The sequence below is a fragment of the bacterium genome, from assembly GCA_035505375.1.
GTDB lineage: Bacteria > Hydrothermota > Tepidihabitantia > Tepidihabitantales > Tepidihabitantaceae > UBA2258.
In genome coordinates this window covers 100,242-121,834 of record DATJQV010000024.1, presented here as the reverse complement: position 1 = coordinate 121,834, position 21,593 = coordinate 100,242, and the positions used below count along the sequence as shown (strand labels likewise).

20 protein-coding genes are annotated in these 21,593 nt (G+C 61.1%); 14 read left to right on the top strand and 6 right to left on the bottom strand.

Annotated elements, in window-relative coordinates; translation table 11 throughout:
• Positions 1-1,574, bottom strand: a 1,574-nt coding sequence (locus VMH22_03980; protein HTW90846.1) for a hypothetical protein, incomplete at its 3' end; no start/stop codon positions are given.
• Positions 1,575-1,827: 253 nt separating this feature from the next.
• On the opposite strand from VMH22_03980, the gene VMH22_03975 reads away from it, so the two are divergent.
• The 12 genes from VMH22_03975 (at position 1,828) to VMH22_03920 (ending at position 12,452) form a co-directional block, all read left to right on the top strand.
• A complete protein-coding gene (locus VMH22_03975; protein HTW90845.1) occupies positions 1,828-2,280 on the top strand; it encodes an Rrf2 family transcriptional regulator in 453 nt (150 codons plus the stop codon).
• A complete protein-coding gene (locus VMH22_03970; protein HTW90844.1) occupies positions 2,270-3,139 on the top strand; it encodes a 4Fe-4S binding protein in 870 nt (289 codons plus the stop codon). Before VMH22_03975 ends, VMH22_03970 begins: the two co-directional genes overlap by 11 nt.
• On the top strand, positions 3,136-3,477 hold the full coding sequence (locus VMH22_03965; GenBank protein ID HTW90843.1) for a cupin domain-containing protein: 342 nt from the start codon (positions 3,136-3,138) through the stop codon (positions 3,475-3,477). The genes VMH22_03970 and VMH22_03965 overlap by 4 nt, the downstream gene beginning before the upstream one ends.
• 27 nt (positions 3,478-3,504) lie before the next feature.
• On the top strand, positions 3,505-5,151 hold the full coding sequence (gene hcp / locus VMH22_03960; GenBank protein ID HTW90842.1) for a hydroxylamine reductase: 1,647 nt from the start codon (positions 3,505-3,507) through the stop codon (positions 5,149-5,151).
• A gap of 163 nt (positions 5,152-5,314) precedes the next feature.
• Positions 5,315-5,572, top strand: coding sequence for a PLD nuclease N-terminal domain-containing protein (locus VMH22_03955; protein ID HTW90841.1), 258 nt, complete (start codon positions 5,315-5,317; stop codon positions 5,570-5,572).
• 921 nt (positions 5,573-6,493) lie between these two features.
• The gene (locus VMH22_03950; protein ID HTW90840.1) at positions 6,494-7,339 is read left to right on the top strand and encodes a 4Fe-4S dicluster domain-containing protein; all 846 of its coding nucleotides are present in this window, start codon (positions 6,494-6,496) and stop codon (positions 7,337-7,339) included.
• A gap of 205 nt (positions 7,340-7,544) precedes the next feature.
• The gene (locus tag VMH22_03945; protein HTW90839.1) at positions 7,545-7,778 is read left to right on the top strand and encodes an AbrB/MazE/SpoVT family DNA-binding domain-containing protein; all 234 of its coding nucleotides are present in this window, start codon (positions 7,545-7,547) and stop codon (positions 7,776-7,778) included.
• Positions 7,757-8,185: a putative toxin-antitoxin system toxin component, PIN family gene (locus VMH22_03940; protein HTW90838.1), complete on the top strand. Its 429-nt coding sequence runs from the start codon at positions 7,757-7,759 to the stop codon at positions 8,183-8,185. The genes VMH22_03945 and VMH22_03940 overlap by 22 nt, the downstream gene beginning before the upstream one ends.
• Positions 8,186-8,565: 380 nt before the next feature.
• Positions 8,566-9,684 (top strand): hypothetical protein, encoded by a 1,119-nt coding sequence (locus tag VMH22_03935; GenBank protein HTW90837.1) that lies wholly within the window; start codon positions 8,566-8,568, stop codon positions 9,682-9,684.
• 1,127 nt (positions 9,685-10,811) lie between these two features.
• Complete coding sequence (locus VMH22_03930) at positions 10,812-11,495, top strand: hypothetical protein (protein HTW90836.1); 684 nt, start codon at positions 10,812-10,814, stop codon at positions 11,493-11,495.
• A 142-nt stretch (positions 11,496-11,637) separates the two neighbouring features.
• Positions 11,638-11,901 (top strand): hypothetical protein, encoded by a 264-nt coding sequence (locus VMH22_03925; GenBank protein HTW90835.1) that lies wholly within the window; start codon positions 11,638-11,640, stop codon positions 11,899-11,901.
• 266 nt (positions 11,902-12,167) lie between these two features.
• Complete coding sequence (locus VMH22_03920) at positions 12,168-12,452, top strand: DUF2442 domain-containing protein (GenBank protein ID HTW90834.1); 285 nt, start codon at positions 12,168-12,170, stop codon at positions 12,450-12,452.
• A gap of 160 nt (positions 12,453-12,612) precedes the next feature.
• Here VMH22_03920 and VMH22_03915 read toward each other — a convergent pair whose 3' ends face one another.
• The 4 genes from VMH22_03915 to VMH22_03900 form a co-directional block, all read right to left on the bottom strand.
• The gene (locus tag VMH22_03915) at positions 12,613-14,055 is read right to left on the bottom strand and encodes a hypothetical protein (GenBank protein HTW90833.1); all 1,443 of its coding nucleotides are present in this window, start codon (positions 14,053-14,055) and stop codon (positions 12,613-12,615) included.
• Between the two features lie 35 nt (positions 14,056-14,090).
• The gene (locus tag VMH22_03910; protein ID HTW90832.1) at positions 14,091-14,660 is read right to left on the bottom strand and encodes a hypothetical protein; all 570 of its coding nucleotides are present in this window, start codon (positions 14,658-14,660) and stop codon (positions 14,091-14,093) included.
• Positions 14,661-14,848: 188 nt separating this feature from the next.
• Positions 14,849-15,412 (bottom strand): hypothetical protein, encoded by a 564-nt coding sequence (locus tag VMH22_03905; GenBank protein HTW90831.1) that lies wholly within the window; start codon positions 15,410-15,412, stop codon positions 14,849-14,851.
• Positions 15,413-16,152: 740 nt separating this feature from the next.
• Complete coding sequence (locus VMH22_03900) at positions 16,153-16,779, bottom strand: hypothetical protein (protein ID HTW90830.1); 627 nt, start codon at positions 16,777-16,779, stop codon at positions 16,153-16,155.
• Between the two features lie 358 nt (positions 16,780-17,137).
• On the opposite strand from VMH22_03900, the gene VMH22_03895 reads away from it, so the two are divergent.
• On the top strand, positions 17,138-17,935 hold the full coding sequence (locus VMH22_03895; protein ID HTW90829.1) for an ATP-binding cassette domain-containing protein: 798 nt from the start codon (positions 17,138-17,140) through the stop codon (positions 17,933-17,935).
• 13 nt (positions 17,936-17,948) lie between these two features.
• A complete protein-coding gene (locus VMH22_03890) occupies positions 17,949-18,725 on the top strand; it encodes an ABC transporter permease (GenBank protein ID HTW90828.1) in 777 nt (258 codons plus the stop codon).
• A 396-nt stretch (positions 18,726-19,121) separates the two neighbouring features.
• On the opposite strand, the gene VMH22_03885 is transcribed toward VMH22_03890, so the two are convergent.
• Complete coding sequence (locus VMH22_03885) at positions 19,122-21,524, bottom strand: FlgD immunoglobulin-like domain containing protein (protein HTW90827.1); 2,403 nt, start codon at positions 21,522-21,524, stop codon at positions 19,122-19,124.
• Positions 21,525-21,593: the final 69 nt, after the last annotated feature.

Below are 21,593 nucleotides of genomic sequence, written 5' to 3'. Positions count from 1 at the left end.
CGCCGGGCAATTACGCTGTCGACGTGCTCTGACCGGACAAGGTACAATGCGACAAGGCTGTACCCGTGGTCGATGGGAATCTCCACCATCCGGGCATCCTCCGGCACCGTGTCTTGACGTCCGAATCCCCAGATGAACCGTTCCAACTCGATCGTACGGGCCAGAGAATCGCTGTTGACCATTGCCGGGGGACCGATCACCAGGTTGACGCCCCTGCCTACGAGGTAGCCGAGGGTGGCGACGCGATGGTGTCCTGGACGGGAACTGAGGTAACGACCATGCCTGGCGATCCAGGGGTCGTCGAGTCCGAGCATGTCTACCGTCCGCAGGTTTGAGTAGTAAGGAATCGCCCCGGCTGCGGTGGTGGCAATTACCACGTTCCGGTCACTGCCGAATGACTGCCCCAACACCGACCCGATACCGGCCCAGTTCTCAGAAGCCGACGTGAGATGCTCGGCCAGGCGGTGGATGGACTCAAGCCCGTGGCGAAGTATGCCCCGGCCATGGAACACGCCGCAGAAGATTGAACCGGCCAGGATGACGGCCACAAGTCCTGCCCGGAGAGGGCGTGTCTGGACCACGGCACACAACACCCAGGTTATCAGGATGAAGAGGAAAGGCATTACCGGCACCAGCATTCTGAACTGCATGAAGTCGCCGCCGAACACGGCGACGTACGCGAACCATAACCCGACAATGACGGAGAGCATCAGGAGCTTCGGCTCGCGAGACCGAAGCAAGCGCCGGCCGGCCTTCACCGCCCACGGCAGAAGCAGGAAGAGAAAGTAGATGCCGACAAAGGCCGCCAGATAGAACAGTCCCCTGAACAGCGAGACAGATGTCGGAGACTTCGCGTAGAAAGTACTCGGCAGCAGATTCCCGTAGAACGCGAGCTTCCAGACCAGCCACGGTCCCACCACTGCGACGAGCGGAAGAGTCAGCGCCAGAAGCCCGCCGATGCGCCGGCCTTGCTTCTGCCACAGGACTCGAAGCGCCATCGGCAGCAGCACGACAACCAGCAGCACGGAATCCGGCCTCGTCAACAAGGCCAGACCCAGCACCGCCGACAGGAACGCCGCTCCGGACACAGCCGAGCCCTCCTTACCCAGACGCAGAAAGAGCAGAACCGCCAACACGAAGAGGCAGGCCTGCAACTGCGTCTCCATGCCGCTCGTGGCGAACGCGCTGAAGGTGTAATTCGTGCCCAGCAGCACGACCGCAATCAGGGCCGGTCGTTCCAAACCCAGCACCGACCGCGCCGCGAGGTAGGTGAGATAGAGCGTGAACGCGAAGAGCACCAGGCCGAAGCCGTAGCAGAACGCGATGGGACTCAAGCCAAGTTTGTGTGGGATTGCCATCAGCACGGTCCAGAGGAAGTTGGTGTAACCCTCGACGCGCTCACCCGGATTCCAGACGAGGCCCAGCCCGTTCGCGAAATTCCGGGCGTAGCGAAACGAGATGAAGGCGTCGTCCTGGATGAAACGGTTCAACCAGGCCAGGACGACCAGCGCGCCGATCACCGGGAAGAGGAAGGCTCGCGGGCGCCGCACCGGGCACGTATCGCCGGAAACCACCCCGTAGCGTCCTCAAATCATGCCCGCTTGTCAAGCCGGACGGCCCCCGAACCCGCAATTCAGTCACGAAGGCACAGATGCGCGCCAGGTAAACTGCGAGCACTTCCTTCCTCACCTTCTCTATATCTTTGGGCCATTGCGGCGGGCTCGCGTGCCGGTTTCAGGGGTCTCAGCAAAGAGCCGGTCACGTCCGGTCCGGTTCCCACAACGCCGAGCTTGACAGCCGGCGCTATTTATGTATTCTAATACCGAAATGACTAATAACTCACGCCCGACCGGTTCCGGCCCCTTCCGGGTAACGGAGGCGGCGAACCTCGGCCTCCACGCGCTGGCGGTCATCGCGGCTTCGTCCGAGCCCACAACTCGCACCCGCGAGATTGCGGCCCGGCTTGATGCGTCGACGGCGCACCTGGCCAAGGTGATGGTCGCGCTCGAGCATGCCGGCCTCGTCACCGGCACGCGCGGTCCGACCGGCGGGTACCGGCTCAACCGTCCCCCGCGGCAGATATCGCTCAGGGAGATTTACGAGGCAGTTGAAGGGCCGATGCAGGCCCGCTCCTGCCTGTTCGGCGAACCGGTGTGCAAGGCAGGCGGCTGCGCGCTGAGTGGCTACTTCGGCAAGCTCAACCGCGACGTGATACGCACCCTGGGACGCACACGTCTGACCGACCTGGTTAAGGAATTCGGAGACAAGAATGGGAAGTAAGCGCAAGATTATCAACGTTGATGAAGAGAAGTGCACCGGCTGCGGCCAGTGCATTCCCAACTGCCCGGAAGGCGCCCTGCAAGTGATTGACGGCAAAGCGCGGCTGGTATCCGACCTCTTCTGCGACGGGCTCGGCGCCTGTGTGGGCAACTGCCCCGAAGGCGCGATGACGGTAGAGGAACGAGTCGCCGAGCCCTACGACGAGGCCAAGGTGATGGCGAACATCGTCAAAGCCGGCCCGAACACGATTGCCGCGCACCTGAAGCACCTCAAGGACCACAGCGCCTGCAACTACTACAACGAAGCCCTTGCCTACCTCAAGCAACACAACATGGCAAGCCCTCGGACAGAAGCCAAAGGCCAAGAGCCAAAAGCCAAGAGTCAAAGCGAAGAGCCCCTGGCCTGCGGCTGTCCCGGTTCCGCCGTCCGCAGCCTCTCTCCTGAACTTCCGTCCTCCACTCGACCCCTCGAATCCTCGACCCCTAGACCCCTATCTGCGCTCAGAAACTGGCCAATTCAGCTAACGCTGATACCTGCTACCGCGCCGTACCTGAAGAACGCCGACCTGCTGATATCAGCGGACTGCGTCGGCTCGTCCCACCCGAACTTCCACGAAGACCTTGTGAAAGGCCGGGTCCTCATAATAGCATGCCCCAAGCTCGACGATGCAGACGCCTACCGAGAGAAGCTGACCGCGATGTTCAGACATAATTCACCCAAGTCGGTGCTGGTCGCCCACATGACCGTGCCCTGCTGCTTCGGCCTCGTGCAACTGGTCAAACAGGCCATCGCCGACTCGGGCAGGACCATCCCCTTCGCTGAGGTGACAATCGACGTGGACGGAAAGAAAGTAGCGTGAAGCCTATCACCGTCGCTGAGTCGCCGGTCGTTCCCAACCCGAACGGCCTCGATGCTCACCGCCTTTTCGCTTCTCCCCTCGTCGAAGTGGTCCACATCCATCTGCCGGCCGGCCACGCGCTGGTGCGCCATGCCTCGCCGGTGGACACGCTCTTCTACATCATTACCGGGACCGCGACCATCGAGTCCGATGCCGGACGCGTACAGGCTGAAGCCGGCACGCTTGTACCCCATCCGAAAGAGACTTTTCACCGGGTGCGGAACGAAACCGGAAACCGGCTCGAGTTTCTCGTGGTCAAACTACCGAGGCCTGACCGGCCTCCGCGCATGGATGAATAGGAAACCCAAAGGAGTTATCGAATGAGCATGTTCTGCTACCAGTGCGAACAAACCGCCAAAGGCACCGGCTGCACAGTCCAAGGCGTCTGCGGCAAGGATGAGACCTGCGCGACCCTGCAGGACCTTCTTCTCTATGCGGTGAAGGGCATCGCCATGTACGCCCATCGCGCCCGGCAGCTCGGCAAGACCCACCCTGAGGTCAACGCCTTCACGGTCGAGGCCCTCTTCGCAACCATCACCAACGTCGACTTCGACCCGGCGCGTCTCGAAAACCTGCTCAGGCACGCTGCGGGGATGCGCCTCAATGCAAAGCGAATGTACGAGGACGCCTGCCATAAGGCCGGCAAGACGCCGGAAACACTGACCGGCCCGGCTGACTGGACCCCCGCAGTAGGCATCAAGGCGTTGGTCGAGCAGGGCCGCGACAAAGGCATCCTCGCCCGCCACCAACAATGGGGCGATGACATCGCGGACCTGCACGACCTGGTTCTATTCGGGCTCAAAGGCGCGGCCGCGTACACCGACCACGCGCGCGTGCTCGGCAAAGAAGACGACGCCGTCTACGCCGAGTTCCACCGACTCCTCGACCTGCTCGCTTCCGGAACATTCACTGCCGACCAGTTGCTCACCGAGGCCCTGAACACCGGCAAGCTCAACTACCGTGCTACCGAACTGCTCGACGCGGCCAACACTGGCGCCTACGGCCACCCGACACCAACCAAGGTGCGCATGACCCCGGTCAAAGGCAAGGCCATCCTCGTTTCCGGCCACGACCTCAAAGACCTTGAGGAAATCCTCAAGCAGACCGAGGGCAAGGCCATCAACGTCTACACCCACGGCGAGATGCTTCCCTGCCACGGCTATCCCAAGCTCAACCAGTACAAACACCTTGTCGGCCACTTCGGCACTGCCTGGCAGAACCAGCAGACCGAGTTCCCCCAGTTCCCGGGCGCGATCCTGATGACCACCAACTGCATCCAGCGGCCCCACAAGAGCTACGTCGACCGCATCTTCACGACCGGCCTCGTTGCCTGGCCCGGCGTCACCCATATCAGCCCGGACAAGGATTTCACACCGGTCATCAATGCTGCGCAGGCAGCACCGGGCTTTGCCGAAGACGGCGAAGAGAAGTACATCACGGTCGGCTTCGGCCACGATGCCGTGATGTCGGTTGCGCCCAAGGTGATTGACCTCGTCAAAGCCGGCAAGATAAAGCACTTCTTCCTCATCGGCGGCTGCGACGGCGTCAAGGCCAGTCGCAACTATTACACCGAGTTCGCCCAGAAGGTGCCCAAGGACTCGGTCATCCTCACCCTCGCCTGCGGCAAATTCAAGTTCAACACCCTCGAGTTCGGCGACATCGAAGGCATCCCGCGCCTGCTCGACATCGGTCAGTGCAATGACTCCTATTCGGCCATCCAGATTGCCCTCGCGCTCGCCAAGGCCTTCAACACGGACGTCAACTCGCTGCCCCTCTCTATCATTCTCTCCTGGTACGAACAGAAAGCGGTCGCGGTCCTGCTCACGCTCCTTTCCCTCGGCATCACCAACATCCGCATCGGACCCAGCCTCCCCGCCTTCCTCACCCCGAACCTCGTGAAGATACTGCAGGACAAGCTCAACATCATGCCGATTACCACGCCGGATGCGGACCTGAAAGCCATTCTCGGCTAGCATCTGCCTCCTTCGATAAGGGCCGCGGTTCATCCGCGGCCCTTGTGCTTGCAACGGGGACAGCTCGAAGGCGCCGAGCCGAAGCGGCCTCTTGCTGCGCATCAGACAGTTGCGAGCCGAGTGCGGCATCTTGACTGGCAGCCCGCGGAAGTTATTCTGGCTGGTGCATACACTCGGTTCGACGCTTGCCGCCAGCTCGTGCGGAGCGGCCTTGCTGCCGTTCATCTTCCTTGTCGGCCTGTTCTCGGTCTGCGCGCTGGCCTTCTGGGTGTGGATGCTGGTCGAAGTCCTGACCCGCGAAACCGACGAGGGCAACAGCCGGCTCATCTGGGCACTCGTCATTGTGTTCACACACTGGGTTGGCGCGCTCATCTACCTGCTGGCCCGCCGTCCGGAACGTATCCGCAAGCTCGGCAAGTAGCCGTCGCCGCCCTCGCAGGCCGGAAGTCCGACGACAGTGACAGCCCGCGCCGCATGGTGCGAAGCCTGGCAGTCCGCTGCAATGAAACCGGCCAGGTTGTTTCGTTCTCCCGAAGTCGCTTCACCCAGGGCGTCGATGATGATGACGACCGAGCGGCTCACAGCTCGGGAGGCAAAGCTCTGAGCAAACCGGAGAGCAACGGCCAGAGCTTACTCGGGAGCAACGAGGACGGCAACCCACGGAGTTAGCCGGGCCGCAACGCTCCGACCAACCCGGAGAGGAACCGGTGGAGTAACGGGTAGACTAACCGGGAAAGCAAACCGGATAGGAACCGGTGAAGCAACCCGGCGAATTCCGGTGGAGGTTCATCCCGGAATTGCGGTGGAGATAACCCCCCTGTCTATTGTCTACTGAATCCTGTCTACTATCTGCAGGGTAATCCCCTAGGTGGGGGTGTCAGTCTTCCAGCCTCAAGCCCAAAGCCCCGAGCCACAAGCGGATAGGCATGAAAACCTGCTCCAGACGACTGACACGAACTAGTCTCATTCATGACCAAGGGCCTTCAGCGGTGTCCGGGTTTCGGTATCCTCGCGACTTCGTGCCCTGGTCGCGCGAATCGGGTTCTGGGGGCCAAGGAACCTGGGGTTCTTTGGCCCGGTCAGGACATGAATCTGTGTAATCTGCGGTTAGTACTCTCTGAATCCGCCCTTCGCCATTTCCACTTTCCCCTTACTCCTTGGCGTCTTGGCGCTCTTGGCGGTTGTCGTCGGTCCTATCCGTGTTTATCTGTGTCCATCTGTGGTTGGTTCCCTCCGCGCCTCAATTCTGCATTCTGATCTCTGGTTTCTGAATTCTGGTTTGTCCGGGTCCTCCTCCTACCTTTGTGGTAATACTCCCGTCTGCGCGCTACAATAGGTTTCCATGTGTAACTTCTGCGCCCAGCACGGCGAGGGCAAGCGCTGGTATGCGAATGCCCAAAACTACGCCATGGACCTCGAGTCGGACCTCGCCCGCCGCGGGTTCATCGTTGACTTCATCCGCAACTTCGAGGCCAACCGGCGCACGGCCAATGCCGGGCTCGCCGCGCTCCGCTTCGTCCCGCGTCCGGCTCGAAAGCACTTCACCCGCAAGCCCGAAGTCGCGGCGCAGAAGCATCACTTTGGCCAACCGGTCCCGCTCGAAGAGTGCGCGCCCCTCTTCGACATCGCCACGAACATCACCCGCCTGCCCTGCGTCTGCCGCGGCGCGATGCAGCCGCATTCCGACGCCGAGTCATGCTGCATCGTGATGACCGTGAACAAACACGACACGCTCCTCGCCGAGGGCTTTCGCGACTATTCCGGCGGCCCGGCCTCCCAGGGGTTCGAACGACTCACCAAAGACCAAGCTGTGGCGTACCTGCGAAACGCCGAAGAGCGCGGGCTTTGCCACACGGCTTGGACTTTCATCACCCCGTTCATCGCGGCCATCTGCAACTGCGACCTGCCCAGCGGGTGCATGGCGATGAAGATTCAGCTCAAGGGCGGCGTCCGCATCATGTGGAAAGGCGAAGACGTCATCCGCCGCAACGAAGAACTCTGCACCGGCTGCCGCCGCTGCATCAAACGCTGCCCGTTCGGGGCAATCAGCGCCGCCCCGCGTCAGAACGGCGTCATCGTGGACCGCAGGAAGTGCTGGGGTTGCGGCATCTGCCGCACCGCCTGCGCCCCCGGCGCCCTCTCCCTCGAACCCCGCGCCTCCTCCACCGACGTCGCTGCCGTCTGGTAGCCCGCCGGCGCCCGCCTTCCCGCAATTCTGAATTCTGGTCTCTGGTTTCTGCATTCTGAATTGTCCCCTGCCCTGACTTAGCTACCGCCTGGTAGCCCGTTCCTCGCACCAGGCCACTTGACCATTGGACCACCTCTCGTTCTCACCGCTTGACACGCCGCCTCCAACGTCTTATCCTTACTGTAAGAAAGTAAGGAGAAGACACTTGTTGACCAAGAAGACGACAAAGAACCAACTCACCATACCCAAGGCGTTGCTCGACCGCCTGCCGACGACCGACTACTTCGACGCCGAGGTAGTGTGCGATGCACTGGTCCTGCGGCCGGTGCAGATCGTGCCCGCCGTCGACATAGACCGGGTGCGCGACCGGCTTGAGCAGGAAGGAATCAGACCGGGTGAGGTTACACGGGCGGTTCGGTGGGCGAGGAAGAAGAAGTAACGCGGCTGGTGCTCGACACCAACGTCCTGGTGTCGGTGCTGCTCTTCCGCTCCGAGGCATCGGCCCTGCTCGATGCCTGGCGCGGAGGCCGATTCCGACTCGCGGCGAGCGAACCGATTCTCGACGAGTACGCGCGGGTGCTGGAGTACCCGAAGTTCCGGCTGGGCAAACACGAGGCCGTCGCCATCATGGCGGAGTTCGTCCTGCCCTACTGCGACCGATTCCGGGTCCCGGAAGGCCCTCGCCTCTGCTCTGACCCGGACGATGACAAATTCATACACTGCGCGCTCGCGGCCGGTGCCGCCGCGCTGGTAACTGGCGACCGGGCTTTGCTCGCGCTCGGTCCTCGCTGCGGGCAAGTACACATCATCTCGGTCTCCAACGCCCGCGCCCGCTACTGTCACTGACCGCCCACTCCTCGCACTCGCTCCCTCACGCTCTCTCTATTTCTCTCTCAACCTGCCGCTTTGGCTCTTAGCCTTTGGCCTCTGCCTTCTGACTTTCTCCCTGCTCCGCCACGCCCGGAATTCTGCATTCTGGTTTCTGACTTCTGGATTATCCGTTGCCCATACTCCCTTCTTCCGCACTCAGTAATCGGAAGCCGCTGGCCGTTAGAGGTTGGACGTCAGCCATCTCTCTGCTTGACCCCCATCCCATCCGTCGCTAGAGTCTCCCCTCGAAGGGCAGATGACCAGAACCTACATTGTCGAAGCACTCAACCGGCTGCCGGCCGACGCGCTGAATATCGCCTGCGGGACTGACCGCGAATTGCCGGCATTCACATCCGATGGCACTCGAAGTCGCTGAAATCCGCAACCGCCGCGAGCTGCGGGAGTTCATCTACCTGCCAGCCAGGGTCAACCGCACCAACCCGCTTTGGATTCCGCCCATCTACATGGACAACTGGAAGTTCTTCGACCCGAAGAAGAACCGCGCGTTCCAGCACGCCGACGCGGTGCTCGCGCTGGCGCGGCGCGACGGCAAGGTGGTCGGCCGCATCATGGGCATCGTCAATCGGCGATGCAACGAGCTGCGACATGAGTGTACCGGCCGGTTCGGGTTCCTTGAGTGCTACGAAGAGCAGGACGTCTTCTCAGCCCTGATTGCGTTCGTCGAGAACTGGGCGCGCGAACTCGGCATGAACAAGCTGGTTGGACCGATGGGGTTCTCGGACCAGGACCCGCAAGGGTTCCTCTTCGAGGGCTTCGACTGCGAGCCGACGCTGGATTCATTCCACAACTTCCCGTACATCGTCCGGTTCATGGACGCGGCCGGCTATACCAAGGAAGTCGACTACGTCGACTACATCGTCAAACTCTCGGACAAGCTGCCGGAATTCTACGAGAAGATCAGCGCGCGCGCGGCGCGGCAGCCCGAGTTCAAGCTGGTCGAGTTCACCAAGTCGAAGGAACTGAAGCCCTTTGGCCGGCGCGTCTTCGGCCTGATGAACATAACCTATACGAACATCTACGGCTATGTACCGTTAACCGACGCCGAGATGGACGCGCTGACCAAGCAGTACCTGCCGGTCATCGACCCGCGCTTCGTCAAGATAGTACTCAAAGGCGAAGACGTCGTCGGGTTCGTCATCTCAATCCCGCACATGAACGAAGGCCTGCGCAAGTGCAAAGGCCACCTGTTCCCGTTCGGCATCCTGCAGATAATGGCCGCGATGAAGAAGACAAAGCAGCTCGACGCGCTACTCGCCGGGATACGCGAGGATTGCCGGGGGCGGGGACTCGACGTGCTGCTGGGCGCGGCAATGATGCGGACGGCAATCGCGAACGGGTTTGAGAAGATAGACAGCCACCACGAACTGGAGACCAACCTCAAGATGCGGGCCGAGGTTGAACGAGTCGGCGGCCAGATAGCCAAACGCTTCCGCATCTACCAAAAAGCCCTGTAGCGCCGGGACCCGGTCGCTGACCGCTATCCGCCAACCGCAGAGGAGACAACCGCCAAGAACGCCAAGCCGGAGAGGATTAACCGCAGATTACGCAGATGACGCAGATTCAGGACTCGGATAGAGCAGAATTCAGAAACCAGAGACCAGAATGCAGAATTGACGATGGACGAAGAGACGATGGACGAAGGGACGAGTAACCGCAGATTACGCAGATGACGCAGATTCCCGTCCGCTGACCGCTACCCGCCATCCGCCGCCCGACCCCTTGTTTCCTTGATCCTTGGACCCCTTTCCGCGCAGATGAATGCTGCGACGAAAGCTCGTTAGAAAGCTCGCCCCAAAGCTCGCCGGAAAGTACCTTGGAAAGCATGCTCGAAAGCGTACTTCACAGCATCTTCCATTGCTCAACTCAAAGCTCGTTACATCGCATCGCGCATCGCTCATCTCAAAGCTCAGCGCATTGCTTCTCACATCGCTCGCTGCAAAGCTCCGTCGAAAGCTCGCATCAAAGCTCTTCCGAAAGCTCAGTTCAAAGCTCACTTCAAAGCTCATTTCATGGCTTCCTCGAAAGCTCCTCAAAGGGCATGCCCCCGGGCGACCCCTATATGCGGACTTTTCGTCCTGCGACTGGCATCAACCTAATGAGAATAGGCAAGTTAGACCCGATGTTCCGCCTTCGCTATTTCCTCAGTTCTTTTCTGCTTCCCGCCGTTTCTCGCGGTCTTGGCTTCTGGCCTTTGCCTTTTGGCTTCTGCCTTCGCTCTGCACTCTGGCCTCTCGCCTCTGCCTTCGCCCGCTCCGCTGTTTTGGCTTATGGCCTTTGGCTTTTGCCTCTTGACTTGTCTATCGTCCTCCCCCGCTCTCGATCCCTCTATCCCTCGATCTCTCTATCCCTTTCCTATCCCCTTCTGGTCTCTGACTTCTGACCTCGGTTGGAGTTGCTCTACTGTCCCTTCCCGCCACTCGACCCCTCGAATCCTCGATTCCACGACCCCTTTCCTTTCCGTTTCTGTCCTTGGCAAACGGACAGCAGACGCCTATCATTGTGCCATGCGTGAACGCGGCGCGTATCGGCAAGGTTCGCCTTGAGCGAAACCCATTTGGCCGGCACGAGGAGGGCTCTGCTCTTGGGCTTGTTCGCCCTGGCTATGGGCTATTGCGAGGCTGCGGTGGTAGTCTATCTGCGCCAGATATACTACCCGGCAGGGTTTGCCTTCCTCTTGAACACCACCATGCTCAAGCCAATCCTGCTCGTGGAATCGGGCCGCGAAGCTGCCACGCTCATCATGCTCGCAGTCATTGCCTGGCTGGCGGGAAAGAATCGGCTTGAACGGTTCTCGTGGTTCCTCTTTGCTTTCGGGGTCTGGGACATTGCCTATTACCTCGGACTCAAGGCAATCCTCGGCTGGCCGCCCTCGCTGCTAACCTGGGACATCCTGTTCCTGATACCCATTCCCTGGGTCGCGCCGATTCTAGCCCCGGTTCTCGTGTCCGCGCTGATGATTGCCCTCGGTCTGGCTTACGTCAATCTGGGTCGGACCGGCCGAGCCGCCCGCGCAAACCTCATTGACCGGCTCGCCCTGACAATCGGTCCCGCCGCAATTCTCCTCTCCTTCCTAAGCGACCACGGCCTGCTCGTCGCCCGCCATGGCCTCACCTACGGCCCTCTCGGACTTCACGCAGCACCCGGAGCCGACCCCGCGGCTCACGTACCCACCAACTACCCATGGTGGCTGCTGCTCCTCGGTCTGGCGCTGATAGTCTGGTCCGCATTCCTCAGAATCTACCCCAGAAGCCTGCATCCAGAATGACTCAGCCCCGTCCGCCCTGCCTTGACTCGCGAACGAGCACTGCTATCCTCTCCTCGAAGGAACGAAGGCCGGATCCTGTCCCGGCACCAACCGCAAGGCGGAGTCCAGGGCCGGCGTTCCCAGTTTGTGACAAAGGAGCAACGTGTCAGCCAGCACACTGCCTGAGCTCGAAGCCCTCATCGACCGGCTCTCGCCTGCAGACCAGTTGCGTCTGCTCGAAGACCTGGCGCATCGCTTGCGTGCCCGGGTGGCCGCGGACGAACAAACCGATGCCGCGCCACTCGACTCCGAGCTTGCTGTGATGGCCAGAGACCGCGACATTCGAGCGGAGCTTCAGGCGATCGACCGCGAATTCACCGCTACTCTGACCCCAAACGCTTCCCTGACAAACCCGCGGGCCGGATGACCAACGATGCCGTACTCCAGGTCGAGAACGCGGTCCGTCGCTGCCTTGGCCTGTGAGCGGTGAGCTGTCAGCCGCCCGCGCTGTGGCCTTGACGGATTTGGAGTTAAGTAAAGTGTCCCCACAATCCCCCGCAACCTGCCGCCGAGAGTTCGAGGCCTGGTTGTGGAATGGGCGGCGACGCACAAGGAGGAGCTGCGCCGAGTCTGGAAACAGGCAGTCGCGCACGAGCCTCTTTCCCGGATCGCGCCCCTCAAGTAGGAGCAACGATGCACCGTATTATCTCTGCCCGAGCGTTACCTGAATACCGGCTCGACCTGCGCTTCGAGGACGGAGTCGAGGGCGAGATTGACCTCGCCCCGCTGGTGGGCAAGGGTGTGTTTGCCGTCTGGAAAGACCCGGCGGAGTTCCAGAAGGTGTTCATTGACCCGGAAAGCCACACGGTTGCCTGGCCCGGCGACATCGACCTCTGCCCCGAGAGCCTGTACGCCGACGTCGTCGCAGCGGCGCCCGCCCTCGCCCGCGACAAACCCGGGACCGGCAAAGGCCGCTAGCTGTAAGCTGCGAGCTGTTAGCTCTCCCCCGCTTGACTCCCGTCCCTCCCCGTCCTATCCTACAGCCTCCATGGAGACAGGATTCCTGCCAGACTTGACGGAAGTAGAATTGCTTATTATGTCCCCGGAATTACCCTCAGATTACGCGAGTGTAGGGTTGCTAGTGTCGAACGAGCAGAGCGGTCGCGCCGTGTCCGAGATCCGAGCAGAGTTCAACCACGTACACTCCAGCCGCCAGGTGACCGATGTCAAGGCTGACCTCGTCGGCTCTCGTAGGCGTCGCCGGTCGCTCAATCAGCGAGCGTCCAAGTACGTCGATGAGTCGGATCCTCAATGGGACGCCGTGCTCCATGTCGCACCTCAGTACGACGAGACTGCCGCGACTTGGGTTTGGTGTAATGGTCAGGGCATGGCCGGGGCGACCAGGCACGCTGATCGTTGACCCCTCGGAGAGACCCGCGCCTGTGACGTTCCGCTTGTAGTAGATCTCATCGTTGCCATCCCGGTTATCATACCACACAACGTGCGCTGCTGATCTAGAGGCCGCCACATGAAACACCGGGAAAGGGTACATGGAGTGGCACGTCGTCAGCCTTGTCTCGGGGCCCCACGACCCACCGGCGTCCGTGGACTTACGGTAGTACAGACCGAGGTCTCCCTGTCGCCCATCATACCAAGTGACGTGGCACGTCGAGCCCGCGGCACCTACCGACGGAGACCACGACACCGAGTCGTTATTGGAGACCCTGTGGTCGGCGCTCCACGTTGTGCCGCCATCGGTCGATCCTTTGTGGTAGATTTCGTAGTTCCCGGGAAAATCCAGCCACACCACGTGCACGTTACTGCCCGATACTGCAGCAGTCGGATACGCGCCTAGTGTCGGCGACGACACCAAGCAACGGTCGGCATCCCACGTCGTCCCACCGTCGATTGAACGCTTGTAGTATACCTCGTAGCTGCCGCTCCGGTAGTCCTTCCAGAAGACGTGGACGCTGGATCCAGACGCTACCACAGTGGCATTCTCGGCACCAGCCGTATCACTCGGCAACATTACTTCATTGCTCCAAGTGACACCTCTATCGGTCGAATGCCGGTAGTAAACCTGATACTTCACAAGGCGAGTGTCCGTCCACACGACGTGCACGGAGCTTCCAGATGCGGAAACTGAGGCGTACTCCTGGTCTGCTGTATCCGAGGTCAACCTAACCTCACTACCCCAGGTCGCGCCACCATTGGTCGAACACTTGAAGTAGACATCTGCGTCGTGCCCATTGCGGATGTCACTCCAAACAACGCAGACGGTCGCACCCGCGGCGGAAATCGACGGGACGTCCGGCCTAGCAGGCGAGTTGGTGAGTTGCGTATCAGCGGTCCACGTGGCACCCGCATCCACCGAGCGTTTGTACCAGACTTGCTCACTTCCGCCTGGCCCGTCAAGCCATGTGACATGCACCGTGTCCCCCTGAGCCGCCACGTTCCTGGCGTTGTTGGACAGAGACGTTATTGAGGCGGTAGTATCCGTAGTCAGTCGCTGGTCGGGTAGCCACTGCCCAACGACGATTCCGACTGCAACCACCCCTATCACGGCCAGTACCTTTTGCATGATTCCTCCCTGCACTTGCTGCGTCGTATCCACGCCTAGTGCCCAAGGCCACAATCGAAACAGGCTCTCCTCTTGGGAATCCACCGAACTAGGTCCGGCTGGCCAACCACGGTCACGCTCGCGAGTCGGCCAAGTGCGTTCTTCCCGGCACCCGCAAACACGACCGCTAGCACGCTGCGGTCTTTCGGATTGACACCGTGCCTCGCGAGGACTTCACCCAATTCAGCAGCCCGTACGGCGCCCTCCCCGACAAGTGTGTCAGTCAGAAACACTTTCAGTTCAGCATCGCTCCGGAGGAGATGCCTCAAAGGCAACAGGTCTGGGTATTCGTTGCTCGACTTCCATTCCCAAGCGATGGCCGCCACCGTGCAGTTGTCACGCCGCAACTGGAGTCCGTGTCTCTGGACACAATTCTGCCTAGGTTCCCGCACAAGGTAGTCGGCGGTCTGTAAGCCGAGTTCTGAGGCCACGTGTGCGAGGTGGCACTCTAGCAGTGCGGTCCAGTCACGATTGGCATGCGGCTGCGTGAACGTCTTGAACCTGTAGCTCACGACTCCGAGGAGGCGACCGAGAAGCTCATCGGAGGGCACTAGCTGGCCGTTCATGTTGCGCTGTCTCCTTTCTGGTTTCGGCGCCGGGAGGCAGATTCTAGTGCGGTCATGGTATTGGATTGGGCATCTGCGTTAGACGCGCAGGCGGAGAGAGGAACGCGCTTCGGGCTGTCTGGGTTGAGTACGGGTTCTCCGCTGTAGCCTGGGTGTCCTCACAAGGGGCGTTCCGTTACAGTGCCGCGCTACCGTGCCTCCTCGAATCCGGAGGGCTGACGGCTGCGGAACTGCCACGTGCCGTCCGGCATACCGAGGATGATGAGGAAGCTGCTCTTCGGTTGGTGGGGCACGATGTGGTTGCACTCTCCGACAAGCTGGCTGAGGCTATTGGGTTCTTCGGGTGTCGGGTACGTAGCTAGCACCCTCAACGGGACGGGGTATAGCAGTAGCTTCCTCGCGTCGCCTGGGCCATTCTTGATTAGGTTGGCGTGTTCCCATGCAACCTCCGGCAGTCTGCTTGCCCTGCCGAATAGGGCAGCGTCGAGCTTCTGCGTACTATCATGCCCTGGCGGACACTCCCAGGTCACGTCCAACCCGAGCGCGTCGGCGACATCGAACAGGACTCTCTGCGAACTGCGCGTGAGGTCATCGGTGGTCACTTGCCCGCGAGGGGGCAACTGCGTGACCCGGTCTCTGTCCTTTCGGTCACTCTCCAGCCATACCCAGTTCTCTCTCACGGCATCGCCTAGCCTGTAGCGATCGGCTGCGGCGATGAATGCGTTCTTGAACTGCTCATACGTTACCGGCATTCTTCCTCCTCTATCGTCAAGAACATAGCCGGGCCGGGAGGGAAGTCAAGCGGACCGAATCAGGTACAGCCACCCTATTCTCGGACGTCTTGGTTCGTCCCATTCAATTCCGTGCGCCCATTTGACACGCCCCCGAGGGCGTCCTGGATTTTAGATTGCAGATTCTAGATTGGCCGGACACCCGCCACTTGACTTGGTGGCGCGCGGGGAGAAACGGGGACACATTAATTAACTCCTGATCCGTCAGGACAGGCACCCTATTGCGGGAAGCTTCGGGACATCTTGGCAGATTCCGCCCGCCCATCCGGAATGAGCCCTCCGCTCACAGCCGACAGCTAGCAGCTTCCGACAGGCCATCAAGGCCAATGTAGATTCCAGATAGCATGAATCAGACAGTCCCCCTGTTTCGGGACGTCCCGCCCGCGCATTTGACACGCCCGCCCAAGGCATTTCAGATTCTAGATTGTCGATTGCAGATTGACCGCACGTGCCCGGCCGAGGGGTGTTCTTCTCGGGAAAACATTTATCAGACTCGCGGGTAGCCGCGCCGTAGGCGCAAGTGACCAGTTACCAGTTTGCAGTTTGCAGTCGCCGAACCCCGATATCTGACCTAGCCGTCAGCCGTGCGCCGTTAGCCGTCGGCCGTCCAGCCCCGCCCGCGAACCAGCGCCGGTCCAGCCGTCCGGCTCATCCGCGCGCAAGGTCGCACGGAATTTAGCAGTAATCAGGCCGCTGCCGGCCTACTTGTAGAGAAACACTCCGCACCCGGTACACACGTCGAAGCAATACTGGGTCTGTCGTAGGGTGGAAAGCTGAGGTTTCGCGTTCTGGATCCCGAAGCCGAGATCCAACGGAAAGCTCACCCGTTCCCCGATTATCGGAGCCACACCGACTTCGAACCGCGTGCTCCAGCCATAGTCAGTAGTCGGCCCGTAGGTTGGACCGTAGTCAGTCCGGTCAGCCAGGAGCTGGGCCGAGAACCCGACATGCGGGATGCAATCGCCCGGTCCGAGGTAAGCAAGACAACCGGACATCGAGCGCGGGCGTTCCCACTGAGTGAAGTAGTAGTCCACCTGCGGGCCGATGGACAACTCGGTTTGCTTGTAGGTAGTGGAAGAGTAGTCGAAGCGGAACCCGCCGCCGACTCCCAGGCCGTCTTTGACGAAGTAGTCCAGCCTGGGCGAAAGGCCGAAGCGGAAATCCGAATTGCTGCCAGTGGAACCCTCCAACTGACTATGGAAACCGTACTTCGTGTCAAACCTGAGGTCGCCCAGGTATCCACCCTTCAAGGCGGCCTTGCCCTGACCGAATGCCATACCTGCGACGAGCAACACCGCCAGGGCCGCATATCGCAGACTTCGAACCATCTATCCCTCCTTTTAGGTTTGACTTTTTGACCGCATCTCCGGACAGAAGATTCCCAGCAGCTTCAGGTTAGAGCAAGCAGAACATAGCGCTGCTGACTACAAGGGTATCGACGCAATCTGAATCCTCAATCTGCGTCATCTGCAGCTACTCCTTTTGGTGTCCGCAACTCTGCATTCTGGTCTCTGGTTTCTGAATTCTGCTCTACCTGAATCGTCAATCTGTGTCATCTGCGACATCTGCGGTTACCTCGGGTCTGGTAGCGGCCTCTGTGGCAGGTTCTATCTCGGTTCTGGGGCTGCCCCGGCGGGTTGAACCGGCTGATAGGCGTGGTATAATGCTTCTAGTCTGCCCGGTTCTATGAACATCATTCACGCCGAGAATCTGACCAAGCGGTTCAAGAAGTTCACTGCCGTCGACCATTTGTCCTTCGATGTCTCGAGTGGAGAGGTCTTCGGATTCCTGGGCCCGAACGGCGCCGGGAAGTCAACCACCATCAAGATGCTCATCACGCTCATCGCTCCGACGAGCGGCACGGCATCGATCGACGGGCACGATATCGTCCACCGGGCTTCGGCGGTCCGGAGGGCCATCGGCTACGTGCCGCAGATGATATCGGTCGACGGCACCCTCACCGCCTACGAGAACCTGATGCTGATGGCGCGGCTCTACGACATTCCCCGGGCCGAGCGGAAGGAACGCGTGCGGGAAATGCTCGCGTTTCTGAAGCTGGAGGAGCATACCGACGCGCTGGTGCGCACGTTTTCGGGCGGCATGATTCGCAAGATGGAGGTTGGACAGGCCATGCTTCACCACCCCAAGGTTCTCTTGCTGGACGAGCCGACAACCGGGCTCGACCCAGTGGCACGACAGGACGTCTGGGAGCACCTGTTTGAACTGCGGGAGCGGTTCGGCACCACGGTCTTCTTCTCCACCCACAATATGGAGGAGGCGGATGAGGTCAGCGACCGCCTGGTGGTGATGAACCGGGGGAAGATCGCCGCGCTGGGTACGGCCGCAGAATTGAAAGCCAGGACCGGGAAACCCGATGCGACGCTCGAGGAGGCCTTCGTCTTCATCACCGGCAACAAGCTGCAGGAGTCAGGGAACCTCCGGGAAGTCCGCCGGGTGAGGCAGACCCAGCGGCGGCTCCGCTAGGCCAGCTATGTCGATGTTCACCAACCTTGTTCGGGGATTCAACAAGGCTTACGTGCTCGCCGAGATGGAAGCTCGGAAGCTCATCCATGACCCCACCGAGCTCATCTCCCGTGCCATCCAGCCGATTCTGTGGCTGGGTATCTTCGGCGAGGCGCTGAGCAAGACTCGAGCGATACCGACGCCGGGATTGACCTATCTCCAGTTCATCGCGCCCGGCATTCTGACCCAGTCCGTCGTGTTCGTTGCCATCTTCTACGGTCTGTACATCATAATGGACCGCGACACCGGCACGTTGCAGAAACTCCTGGTCACGCCGACGCCGCGCCTCGCCCTGGTCTGGGGTAAGATGATATCCGCCGGGCTCAGGGGCCTCAGCCAGGCGCTGGTGGTATTCCTCTTCACCCTCATCCTCGGCATCCGGCTGCGCATCACCCCCGTGTCCATCCTCGGGGTAATCATCCTGGTGATGCTCGGCGCGAGCTTCTTCGCCGGCCTCTCCATGATTATCGCCTCGATTGTGAAGACCCGGGAGCGATTCATGGGCATCGGTCAGGTGATCACTTTGCCGCTGTTCTTTGCCTCGAACGCGATTTACCCGATAGCAATCATGCCGACCTGGCTGCGCGTGGCGGCAACCGTGAACCCGTTGAGCTACATGGTCGACGGATTGCGGACGCTGATGTTTTACGGCGGCACCCGGGGAGTTGGCTCCGACATCGGCATACTTGCCCTGGTGTCGCTGCTCATATCAGTTCTCAGCGCATGGTTCTATCCGAGAGTGGCGATCTAGCCGCTCGCACAGAAAGAACCAGCGTCAGTCATCCCATTTCGGCAGTCTGGTCCGCCACCGCCGCATCACATTTCCGCATACCGTGAACCGTACACCGCAGCCCGAAGGCCGTCAGCCGTGAGCTGTCGGCAGTCCATCTCGCCGACTTAACACGCCCGCACAAGGCATTTAGATTCTGGATTGCAGATTCTAGATTGGCCGAACACCCGCCGCGTCACATTCAAGATTGTAGATTCTGGATTGTTGATTGAAGATCGACGGTCGGGGCGACTCGGCATCGGTTCCCAGTTCGCAGCCAGCGGACTACCTCCTTCCGACATCAGTCCTGCCGCCTGTGAATCAGCGGCGGGCCTGCGCCCGCCGCTGCCTGCTACGAGCAGTCCGCTGTCACATCGGCTACTTTTCCATGACGAGCTTCTGCGAGGTCGTGAAGCCGTCCACGGTGAGGGTGACAAAGTAGACGCCGGGCGGCAGGGATCGGCCGGAGTCGTCGGTGCCGTCCCAGGAGAATGAGCCAACCGCCGACAGCCTACGGCTAACGGCCGGGAGGGAACGAACGCGACGTCCGGCGGCATCACATATTGCCAGATCCGCCGGGCCGCTAGCCGTAAGCTGCAAGCTGATAGCCGTCCTTGTGCGGAACGGATTGGGCCGGACTTCGAGCCGCCCGGTCTGCGCGGCCCGGGCAGGACGGTCTTCGATTCCCAACGCCGAGTCGCGGATTACGGCGATGTTGTGGGACCACGTGTTGGCCACGTACACGCGATCGTGGACCGGGTCGCAGACCGCGTTGGTCGGGGCCTCGCCGACAAAGATATACCCAAGCATGGAGTCGGTGGCGCCATCAATCACGTTGATGTTGCCCGCGCCTTCAACCGCGCAGAAGACCTTATTGTCGACCGGGTTGTACGCGAGGGAAACCGGGTAGTCGCCGGTCGTGAGAGTGCGGATCACCGCATTCGACGTCCCGCCAATCACGCTGACCGTATTACTCATCTCGTTCGCGCAGTAGACTTTGTTATCCTGCGGGTTGTATTCCAGGCCCATCGGTCGCGTGCCGGTGGCCACGCGCGTGATGATCTCATCCGAATCGCCGTCCACGATTGTCACGTTGCTGCTGTCGTAACCGGCGAAGTAGACCTTGTCGTCGTGCGGGTTGTAGACGTCGGCGCCGCTTGACGCGCCGAGCGGGATAGTCGTGATGACCGCGTTCGATGCGCCGTCGATAACGCTCACGTTCATGTCGTCCCAGTTGGTGCAGTAGATCTTGTTGTGCTGCGGGTTGTAGAGCAGCGAGCCGGGATAATGCCCGACCGGCACGCGGGTGATAATGGTGTTCGCCGCGCCGTCAATCACCGCAACCTGGTTGCTGCCGTTGGCCGCGCAGTAGACCTTGTCGTCGTGCGGGTTGTAGCAGAGGCTGAGGCATCCGGTCCCGGCCGCCAGCGTCGTGATGACCTGATTCGACACGGCGTCAATGACCGTCACGCTGTTGCCGGTGAAGTTGCAGCAGTAGACCTTGCTGTCCTGCGGGTTCAGACACAGCCCGTAGGGCTCCGCGCCGACAGGAACGGTCGCAGTCGCCCGGTTGGTGGCGCAGTCGACTACCGTCACGGTGTTGCTCCCCTGGTTCGCGCAGTAGACCCGGACGCGCGCGGGGTCGTAGCACAGGGAAGAGGGCATGGAGTCGGACGCCACCGTCGTGAAAACCTGGTTTGAGCCGCCGTCGAGCACGGTCAGGCTCATGCTCCCGTGGTTCGCGCAATAGACGTGGCCGCGCTGGGGATTGTAGCACAGGGCCCAAGGTGCCGTCCCAGCCGTGGGCGTCGCTACCACGGCGTTTGAGGCCCCCCCAATCACCGAGACGCTGCTGCCGTCACCGTTCGCACAGTAGACTTTGTCGTCCCCGGCGTTGTAGCACAAGGCTCGCGGCGTCGCTCCCACCCCGACCGTCGCGAGCACTGCGTTCGAGGCCCCGCCGATGATCGTCACGGTCGAGGTGACTTCATTCGCGGCATAGACCTTGTCGTCCACCGAGTTCCAGCAAAGCGCGCAGGGATCGGTGCCGACCGTGACCGTCGTGATCACTGCGTTCGAGGCCCCGTCAATCACGGTCACACTGCCGCCGTCGCCGTTCGCGGCGTAGACCTTGTCATCGGCAGCGTTGTAGCAAAGCGCGCAGGGATGGGTGCCGGTCGCCGGCGTCGCGAGGACCGCATTGGTGGTGCCGTCGATTATCGTCACATTGTCGTCGCTGTAGTTCGCGCAATAGACCTTGTTGTCCTGCGGGTTGCAGCACAGGGCCCAGGGCGCCATCCCGGTCGTGACGGTCGTGATGACTGAGTTGGTCCCGCCGTCAATCACCGTTACCGTTCCGGGATAGCCGTTATTCGCGCAGTAGACCCTGTTGCTCCGCGGGTTATAGCAGAGCGCGTCGGGCTGGGTGCCGACCGGCACGGCTGCAACCGACGAGTTCGTCGCGCCGTCGATAACGGTCACGGTGCCGCGAGCGTTGTTCGCACAATAGGCGCGGTCGTTCTGCGAGTTCCAGCACAACGCCTCGGGCGCAGAGTCGACCGGAACGGTCAGGAGATAGTGGCCGGTCGCGCCATCGATCACCGTCACGTTCGCGCTGCCGTCGCCGGCGCAGAAGACTTCGTTGTCGGTCGAGTCATACGCCAGCGCGCAGGGCTCGAACATATGGAAACCGAGGGGAATCTTCGCCTCGAGATACTGCGCCCTCACCGCCCCGGCCATCAGGCCGGCTGCGACCACAGCCGCGACAAGATATCGGTTCATTGCTCCTCCATCGATGTTATCTGCTGACGCTCGCCAAAGTATCTCAGTATAGCACGGCACAATGCTGCA